This is a genomic window from Mycobacterium sp. TH-M25 (assembly GCF_057473665.1).
In genome coordinates this window covers 1-8525 of the sequence record NZ_JBYCLA010000074.1, presented here as the reverse complement: position 1 = coordinate 8525, position 8525 = coordinate 1, and the positions used below count along the sequence as shown (strand labels likewise).

The window sequence follows — 8525 nt, the reverse complement described above, 5'->3', positions numbered from 1 at the left end:
CCTGAACGGGCCGTCGGCGGCGGAGGAACTTTTGGAGCATGTTCAGCCAGATCCGTCGGCGGTGCGCCTGGTAAGAGGGGGCGCGGACAAGGATCCTGACACCTACCGACTTGCTGATGGCGGTCTCGATCTCGCCCGCGTCCGCGACAACCTTGCCGACGGCTACACGATCGTCCTGGACGGGATTGAGCGATACGCGCGCGCGATTACCTCGCTGTCGCACTCCATCGAGGTTGAGTTGAACTTCCCGACACGAGTCAACGCCTACATCACGCCGCGCGAATCAACAGGCTTCGTCCCGCACTACGACCCTCACGACGTGTTGATCCTTCAGATCCAGGGTTCTAAAGTCTGGCATCTATCCGACGGCGACGATGTTTCGCCACACGACATGCAGCGCCGGGAGGGCGTTGCAACCGCCGGCCTCTCGCTGCCCATCGACCTGCGCCTGGAAGCCGGCGACGTGCTATACCTGCCGCGCGGCCGATTTCACGCGGCCGAAACACACTCGGAGCCATCGGTTCACTTGACCGTCGGAATCCACGCGCCCACCGCACTCACCCTTCTCACCCACATGCTTCATTCGCTGAGTTTGCACGATGACCGCGTACACGCCCGGCTGCCACCGCGGCATCTCGATCGCGACGCCGTACGCAAGAGCCTAGGCGACCTGGTGCACGAAATCGTCACGACCGTCGAGGACCCGCGGGTGATCGCAGAAGGTCTCGGCACAATGGAAGATGTCCTGGTCCGGCGTGGTCGCTGCCCGCCGGTCAGACAGGTCTCGAACGCCGTCGGAATCGACGGACAAACACAGGTGGTGAAGTATCAACCGCTCTATTCACGGGTGACGGCCACCGCGGGCGGCTTCGCGCTGCAATTTGCTCAATTGTCGATAACTGCCGGTGCCGACCACGAAGCCGCGTTACTGTTCCTCTCGAAAAGCACCGAACCGTTTCGAGTTCGCGATCTCCCCGGGCTAAGTACGGTGCAACAAACGGAGCTAGCCCGCAGCCTGGTCGTGAGCGGATTCCTTGTCCAGCTGCCCGGCGACTGATACAGACTGCCTCCATATCGCCGACGGGCCATGCGGTGGATCCGGCGCCGCGCGGTGAAAATCACTGCCGCGCCCAAGACCGCGGGCGTCTCGCTGATCTTCCGACCCAGAGCTTTGAGAACCCTGTGGTGTTCTTTCAGTACCTCGTCGCGCCTACCCACTTTGCGCCGCCACCACGCAACCGCTTGCGGCACCCATAGACCGGACGAGCGGTCCTGTTCTGACCGTCAGCTGGCATGCTCGCCCCCCGACGGCTCTCGCTCGATCCGCTGCTGCCGGGCGATGCGGCGCCGCGCAATGAAAATCCATGTCCCACCCGCGACCGCGCTAAGCGCAGCGACAATGCCGGCGTCGACCGCTAACTCCCGATCGCCGATCGCCGCAGATTTCACGCATAGCATCACGGCCATCACAGCCAGCGCTAGCAGCACCAAGCCAAGGAGGTGCCAGCGATCCTTCATCGCCAACCCGGCACGGGGGCGGGTGGTGCGGAAGTGATCGATTAGATCATCTTGGTCATCTGCCATTAGTTCCCTTTTCCACGGTTAGGGCCTACCCCGCTGGGGCTCGGCCGTTGTCTGCCGCCGGCCTCCGCTCCGACCGTCACGTCAGGTGCGGTCCTGTAGTGCGGCGGATAGCGCGTCAACAAGACTGGGGGTTGGTGGTCGCAACCCCGCGTCCCCGCCCGGCGTTTGCGTGCCCACTCGTGAGAAGTCCAGTCGGACTGAGACATCGGCATGTAAAGCGATCACCGCATATGACTCCCTTGTGTTGCAGTCATGAATGGTGTTCGGCTGCAGGCTAAATTGCTCGAAGCAATGTCGTTTTGCCTTTCACGCGAAGCCGGTGAATGGTGGAATCACGCAACTTTTCGATGCGGGCCGCCATCTTCTCTCCCAGCGAGTCGAGTTCGGCTTCGCTGATCTGCACCGAAGGGGGAGCGGGGATAAGATCGCGTTCTTCTTCGTCGGCGTGTGCCTCCAAGACGGTCTTGAACGAGTTCCACTCTTCCTCGTATCCGGGTGCGCTCTGCGGTGTGCGCAGCAGCACGGTGAGCTGGTCGCTTATTTGACGATGCTCGGCATGCGCGACCGCGATCAGTGTGCTGGCCGCGGCGAGGGCCGGATAGTAGAGATCGTCTTCGATGCGATAGTGAATGTCGAGTTCGACGAGCATCTGATCGAGATAGGTCTGCCGTTCGGCGGTGCCCACGGGTGTCTCGCTGATCTTCCGACCCAGAGCTTTGAGAACCTTGTGGTGTTCTTTGAGCACCTCATAGGCATTCACTTCACCACCTCCTTCCGTGCGCCGCCCAAATCCGGCCAATCGCCGCGCACTTCGATGACCCCGTCGACTAGCCGGGTCTGGTAGCACGGCAGCGGAGCCGGTGCCGGACCACGTAACACCTCTCCTGACTCAATCGCGAACCGTGACCCGTGCCATGGGCATACGATCCGGCCACGATCGACCCAGCCGTCGACCATCGGCGCGCCAAGATGCGGGCAGAACTCGCCGACCGCCGCCAGCTGACCGTCTGCGGTCTGGCACAGCACCACGCCCACCCCGTTGACCTCGACCCGTTGCGGCGTGCCGTTTCGCAGCGACGCTATCGGCAGCACCGGCGTCCACTCCCGGCTACGCAGCCGCGGGCCGGACCGGTCAATTCCGATACCCGACTCGAACACCAGCGCACCGCCCAAATAGCTGGCGCCGGCGGTGATGCCATAACCGAGCGCACTGATCACGATCCCGCGAAGGTGTCGGCCTCGTCGCCGGTGCCACCATGACCTTGCGTAAAGTCCTGTGGCGATGGCGTTCAACACACCATGGACGAGCCCGACGCGGCGGTCCTGCTCGTGAGTGTGCTGCCAATCGGTCACGCCGGTGACCGCGGAGCCCAGATTCGCCAAGATCCCCAGACCGAGGGCACGTGAGGCAAGCCGTGACGCATCACGGAGTTCTGATCTGGGCCGACCGGGCAACAGGCTAAGGGCATCCAGCGCCACCGTCGTCCCGATCGCGCCAGTCGTCAGCGACGCCAACGGCGGATGCGCCGGATGGCCCAGCCACACGCCGTTCAGGGCATTGGTGACACGATCGCGCGAACCGCCCAGCGCGTTGTACATCAAGCTGAGCAGGTGCTCGAACCGGTAGCTCGGACGATCCAGCCAGTCCTGGCGGCCGATGCTGGACAACACCCGCGCCCCCGACTTCTCCTGGAATTGATAGCCGATGCGCCGCGACGGTTCATCCACGCAAGCAGCCCCTTTCCGACGATCCGATGAACTAGGTGTGCAGTGCGGCAATACCGCGACATGTCTTAGTACGTTACACGCAATCATTGCGATAGGGCAATCGATGACCGGCGTTAGGGCTGCTCATCGGCTGGATCTGGTGGCCTGATCACACCCGGGGTGGCCTGTCACATGCGCTTGGGCGGTCTCTTCGATGTGGCCGAGAAAGTACCGCGCGTGGGGACGGCGGTCGGGATGGCCAAAACCCGCGAGGGGCCGGACGCGCAATAGTCCTTGCGTTGGCGCAACGGTTGCGGGTATCAAGGTGGTTATGGTCAGGGTGAGCGGTGCGCCGGCCGGCCCGGTCGTCACCGGCAGCGAGCGGAGCGGGCACCGCACGTGGCGTCAACGAGTCGCGGGCCAGGCCAAGGTGAACAGCCCGTCGAGGGGCTCGCCGGCCGCTGCGGCGAATGCGTTCAAGTCTTCGGCGAGCCGCTCGCGTTGGGGTGCCGCCATCTTACGCAGCGCCCGCTCGATTGCGGTGCGCCGATGCCTGATTACTTTCCCCACGAGCCGGCGACCCCCCTCGGTGAGGCTGAGGGTGACGTTGCGGCGGTCGTTGGGCGATTCGCGGCGGTCGAGCAGTCCGGCTTTACTCAAGCGATCACAAGTCCGGCTGGCGTTTGACGGGTTGACCTCGAGCGCGGCGGCCACCGCAGCCAAGTTCATCGGTCCCCGGCTATGCAGCATTACCAGAACCCGCAACTGCGGGACAGTCACCACGTCGTCCACCTCGGCGATCGACGCCGCCGCGATACCGACCAGGGCACGCAACGCGCACAGCACTGCGTCAACCTGGCCGGCGGTCGGGCTATTCGCGGCGCCCCGGCGTCCTCGCGGCGCACTCATGAGTGACATCGTGCCCATACTAGTTGCGCCGTGGCAACAGTTGCGGGGTCCAGCCCGCGGCGCGGCGTGCGCCACTCCCGGAGGTGGCTGATGGTGGTGGCTGGTGTTATGCAGACGTGGCGCCGTAGCCGGTTGTTGCGAATCCTGCGACTCGGCGGATACGTCGCCTTCGACCTCCCCCGCACGGTGACCGCGCTGGGGGGCCTTCTGCTGTTGGGCGTCGTCGCAACCCACGTCTACGTCTTGTCAACGGAGACGGGGCTGCCGCGCTACTTCGTGATCTACGCGATGATCTTGATCGCCGGCTGTCTAGTCGCAGCCGGCACTCTCTGGCTTGACTTCAATCCGCTTATACCACAGCTGGCTTGGCTTCTGGGGAGCACGGTGTCGCTCGTTTTTCTCGGCGTGTATTTGACGAGCCGGATGATGAGCTTACCCGGGCTAATAGCGGTGACCGGCCGCTGGGATTTCGCGCCCGGGACCTTTGAGATGGCGTTCGCGGCCGGCTTTATCGCGGTGCACATGTCGGTCTTGTTGGGCATCAATGTGGCCTACCCGCAACGGCAAGGCTGGCTGGACTAGACAGGAGAGCTTCGGCATGACCACCCTCGACTACCCGGCCTGGCTGCGGGTCGACCATTGGCTCAACGTGCTGTTTTTGACGTTGCTGCTGCGCAGCGGTATCGAGATCCTCTCCACCCACCCCAAGCTGTACTCGCATGACGACAGCACGCCGGGCAGCGAGTGGGGCCGCTTCACCACCAAGGTCATGCCGCGCAACAAGCTGTACGACACGCTCGACGAGGAAGAGCACTACCACCCACTGGTCGCCCTGCCCGGCGATGCGGAGTTGGGCATCGGCCGGCATTGGCATTTTTTGGCGGTGATCGGGTGGATTCTGGTGGGACTGTCCTATTACATCCTGCTCTTCGCGACCGGCCAATGGCATCGGTACTGGCCGTACTCGTGGTCGATCTTTACTGAGGCGTGGAACGACGTCGTCACCTATATGACGTTCAATCTGCCGCCGCTGCTGCCCGGTGAACCGTTGGATGCCATGCAGAAGCTGGCGTATGCAGGTGTCGTTTTCGTTCTCGCGCCGTTTCAGATCCTCACCGGCGCGGCCCAGTCGCCGGCGGTCGAGGCACGCTTCCCAAGATATGTGAAGATGTGGGGAGGCCGGCAGTGGGCACGCAGCCTGCACTTCCTCGGTCTGGTCAGCTTCCTGATCTTCATCGTGATCCACCTGTCGATGGTGTTCTTCTGGGGCTGGGGTCGGCTGACCGCCTCGATGATCTTCGGCTCGGTCCGCAATACCAACTGGTCGACGGCCCTGTCGCTGGTGATCATCGGCGCGATCGTCGCTATTCACGTGGCCGCGACCGTGTGGAGCCAGCGCCGGCCTTTTCAGGTTCGCCGGGTTCTGGAGGCAATCATCAGTCCTGTACGGCGTAGGCTGCTGCGTCCGTTGACTTCGCGACAGAATTACCCGGAACGCAGAATTTCCAAGGAGCACCGGGTCAACGGCAAACCCCCCACTGCCATCGCCTACAAGGTGATGGCAGTGCACAACTTCGTCGACTGGCGGCTCCGGGTCGGAGGACTCGTCGAACAGCCGGTCACCCTCGACCTGTCGACGCTGCGATCGCTGGCCGGCCGGGAATCGCAGCGGACGATGCACAACTGCGTGCAAGGATGGACCAGCATCGGCGAATGGAGCGGCCTTCCGTTGGCCCAACTCGCCGACCTGGTACGACCGCTGTCGCAGGCGAAATACATCTGCTTTCTGACCATGCAGGACAACAGCACCGACGAGCCCAGCTCGCATGGCGGGGGACAGTTCTACGAGGTAATTGATCTCGAACTCGCCTACAAACCGCAGACCCTGCTGGCCTACGAGATGAACGGGACGCCGCTACCGATCAAGCACGGCGCACCATTGCGGTTGCGGTTGGAAACCCAGGTCGGGTTCAAGATGTCCAAGTGGATCACTCAGATCGAGTTCATCGACGATTACCGCGCGATCGGCTATGGCCAAGGTGGTTGGCGCGAGGACAACGTCTACTACGCAAAAGACGCGGAGATCTGATTATGACTCGCGCCGGTGACGACGCAGAGCGCAGCGATGAGAGAGGAGCGGCGCCGATGAGTGACGACGCGATGGTGCGGCCCGAGCTGATCAGCCTGGAACCCCATGGCAGGCAACGGGTTTTGGAGCAGGTCGCCGCTAAAGGCGGGCATTGCGAAAGCTGCGGCGAGACCGACTTCGACGTCGGGCACGCTCTCTACCTCGGTTTCTTGTTTCTCGACGAAGACGAAGACGCCTACCTGGTGGCGTTGACGTGCCGCAATCCGGACTGCTCGCAGCCACGCACCGCGATCAAGTTGCGCGACAAGGATTTTCTCGATCAGGCCGAGGCCGCTACTTCAAGTTGAAACGCTTGCGTAAGAAATTGACGCGTCGGGGTGTGCGGCGGCCAGGCATCTCGTCAAACAGCGGTCGGGCGAACCCGAACCTGTCAATCAGGTCGGCGACGGCGCGCAAATCGTCGCACAGCGACTGAAAGCGGCCTTGATCTGCGTCGCCGAGCGACCCGAGCGAACTGTAGTGCACTAACCGCGGCAGTCGCCCGGCAAGGGCGGTGCCCCATCTGATGCTGAGGTCGTAGATCTCGTCGTCGTCGACGTCGTCCTTGTCTCCGAGTTCCTTGAGCGCCGTGATCTGTTCGGTGAGCAACTCGACGTCGTCATCAATACACACTGTCGCCGAGTCCTGCTGCGGTGCCGTGCTCATCGAGCCCTCCTGCTGTGCGTCCTATGCCGTGTCACAAGCGTGGCTTTGCCACACTGACCACATGCGGTGTCCCCGCCAACGTGAGAAATACGCGGTCCGGTCCGACGGCCATACCCGAGAGTGGCGCCGACTGGACCGCACCGGCCGGCAGGTTCGCTCGGTAATTGGTCACGCGGATCACCGGAATGCTCTGGTGGGGAAATCCGGTGAAGCTGTCCGTCTCCAAGACCACCACCTCGCGGTCGGTGGCGGCATAGATCCGGGTGTCGTCGGTGCCCAGATAACGGATGGCCGAAGGTAATCGGGCGCTGGCAAGCACGTGCAGGCCCTCCCCACCCCGGCGCGAACCGATCGCATACAGCACATCATCGTCGCGGCCCGCGACATAGCTGCGCGTCACTTGAGTTCCGTCGCCTGCCGCGACCGCGACATCCATGCGCAGCGAACCGTCTTCCTCGGGCGGGGACGACGAACCTTTGTAATACCGGATCCCGGACGGTCCGTAGAGGTGGTAGTCGATCTCGCGCCCGCGGTTGGAGCCGGCGATGGTGGTGGCGGGATCTCCGGTGATCGTGGCGACGGGCATTTTCCGGACACCGTACTCATCCACCGGAGTCACCGACAATCCGTCCGCCGACAGCGCGAGCAACACCCGCATGCCGGCGTTTTCCGAGAGGTACGCCGGAGCGGGACCGGCGTCGAAGTCATCCACCTCGCGCAGGCTGGCGAGGTCGACGACGGCGACCTTGCCGCGCCCGGGCTGCGGCACGAACACCTGACGGTCGTCTCTCTGGCTGATTTGGAGGTTGCGTCCCGCGGCCATCGGCTCGGACATTCTCGTCCTGGCGTTGGCAGAGTGCACTAGATCAGTGACTTCCGCTAATCGGTGATCATCCGTGAGCGCGACGAGGGCGTGGGTCCGATACGACCACACCGGATTGTGCAGTACCGCGCCGACCGAGTTCAGCGTGATGTCAGGTGCGCTTTCCAGCGATGCGCCGGGTGACGAACAACCCGCCGCGACGAGAGTCCCCGCCGCCGCCACTGCGCACAACCGACCAAGTGACCACCAATGGCCGAAACCGTTGGTCACGCTACGGTCCTGCCTTCCGCCGTCTACTCTTTCGGAGAATACCCGCAATGACGTCCGGCTACACCAGCTCGCAAAAGTGTGCTTTTCGGCAATGCCGAGCCGTGCCCACCAGAGCTGCGTAGAACGCAGCGTTTGTTGCAACACGTTCTGCTCCGAGCTACCCGGTGATAGACCTCCACGTTCACACTCGACGACATGATGGCATCGAATCAGCCTCAGCGAGCTCGCCGCATGTCAACCTTCGATCCCCGCATTGGGATCTGTTCGTCGGCCAGCAACCCGGCGGCGGTGCGGTGGTGGCAGGTCGCGGGCGTTCCGTCGGCGTATACAACCCGCCACCACGGAATATCGTCCTCGAGTTGGCTCATTGCCCGGCCGACCTGACGGGGGTCGACGCCGATCGTGGCGCCGATGTCGCCGTAGGAGGCGACCCGTCCG

The 8525-nt window shown here is 63.4% G+C and carries 11 protein-coding genes; 4 read left to right on the top strand and 7 right to left on the bottom strand.

Annotation, left to right across the window (positions count from 1 at the left end; all coding sequences use genetic code 11):
- Positions 1-1057, top strand: a 1057-nt coding sequence (locus tag AC2VOU_RS02790; protein ID WP_486955989.1) for a cupin domain-containing protein, incomplete at its 5' end; no start/stop codon positions are given.
- A gap of 227 nt (positions 1058-1284) precedes the next feature.
- Here the strand turns inward: AC2VOU_RS02790 and AC2VOU_RS02785 are convergent.
- The 4 genes from AC2VOU_RS02785 to AC2VOU_RS02770 all read right to left on the bottom strand — a co-directional run bounded on the left by AC2VOU_RS02785 (position 1285) and on the right by AC2VOU_RS02770 (position 4200).
- Positions 1285-1584, bottom strand: a complete 300-nt coding sequence (locus AC2VOU_RS02785; protein ID WP_486955988.1) for a protein UsfY — start codon at positions 1582-1584, stop codon at positions 1285-1287.
- A 274-nt stretch (positions 1585-1858) separates the two neighbouring features.
- Positions 1859-2344 carry a hemerythrin domain-containing protein gene (locus AC2VOU_RS02780; RefSeq protein ID WP_486955987.1) on the bottom strand — a complete coding sequence of 162 codons (486 nt, stop codon included), beginning with the start codon at positions 2342-2344 and terminating at the stop codon, positions 1859-1861.
- On the bottom strand, positions 2341-3291 hold the full coding sequence (locus tag AC2VOU_RS02775; protein ID WP_486955990.1) for a Rieske (2Fe-2S) protein: 951 nt from the start codon (positions 3289-3291) through the stop codon (positions 2341-2343). Before AC2VOU_RS02775 ends, AC2VOU_RS02780 begins: the two co-directional genes overlap by 4 nt.
- A 405-nt stretch (positions 3292-3696) precedes the next feature.
- Positions 3697-4200 carry a MarR family transcriptional regulator gene (locus AC2VOU_RS02770; protein WP_486955986.1) on the bottom strand — a complete coding sequence of 168 codons (504 nt, stop codon included), beginning with the start codon at positions 4198-4200 and terminating at the stop codon, positions 3697-3699.
- Positions 4201-4290: 90 nt separating this feature from the next.
- Here AC2VOU_RS02770 and AC2VOU_RS02765 point away from each other — a divergent pair, with 90 nt between their 5' ends.
- Genes AC2VOU_RS02765 through AC2VOU_RS02755 form a run of 3 tightly spaced genes read left to right on the top strand, consistent with a single transcriptional unit; the run spans position 4291 to position 6636 of the window.
- Positions 4291-4782 (top strand): oxidoreductase, encoded by a 492-nt coding sequence (locus tag AC2VOU_RS02765; protein ID WP_486955985.1) that lies wholly within the window; start codon positions 4291-4293, stop codon positions 4780-4782.
- Positions 4783-4798: 16 nt separating this feature from the next.
- Positions 4799-6289 carry a molybdopterin-dependent oxidoreductase gene (locus AC2VOU_RS02760; RefSeq protein ID WP_486955984.1) on the top strand — a complete coding sequence of 497 codons (1491 nt, stop codon included), beginning with the start codon at positions 4799-4801 and terminating at the stop codon, positions 6287-6289.
- Between the two features lie 56 nt (positions 6290-6345).
- Entirely contained in the window at positions 6346-6636 is a 291-nt protein-coding gene (locus tag AC2VOU_RS02755) for a hypothetical protein (protein ID WP_486955983.1), read from the top strand.
- On the opposite strand, the gene AC2VOU_RS02750 is transcribed toward AC2VOU_RS02755, so the two are convergent.
- The 3 genes from AC2VOU_RS02750 to AC2VOU_RS02740 all read right to left on the bottom strand — a co-directional run.
- Positions 6623-6994 (bottom strand): hypothetical protein, encoded by a 372-nt coding sequence (locus AC2VOU_RS02750; protein WP_486955982.1) that lies wholly within the window; start codon positions 6992-6994, stop codon positions 6623-6625. The genes AC2VOU_RS02755 and AC2VOU_RS02750 overlap by 14 nt on opposite strands.
- Before the next feature lie 31 nt (positions 6995-7025).
- Positions 7026-8087, bottom strand: coding sequence for a hypothetical protein (locus AC2VOU_RS02745; protein WP_486955981.1), 1062 nt, complete (start codon positions 8085-8087; stop codon positions 7026-7028).
- A gap of 215 nt (positions 8088-8302) precedes the next feature.
- Positions 8303-8525 (bottom strand): MGMT family protein (locus AC2VOU_RS02740; RefSeq protein ID WP_486955980.1); only part of this gene is annotated, 223 nt, incomplete at its 5' end.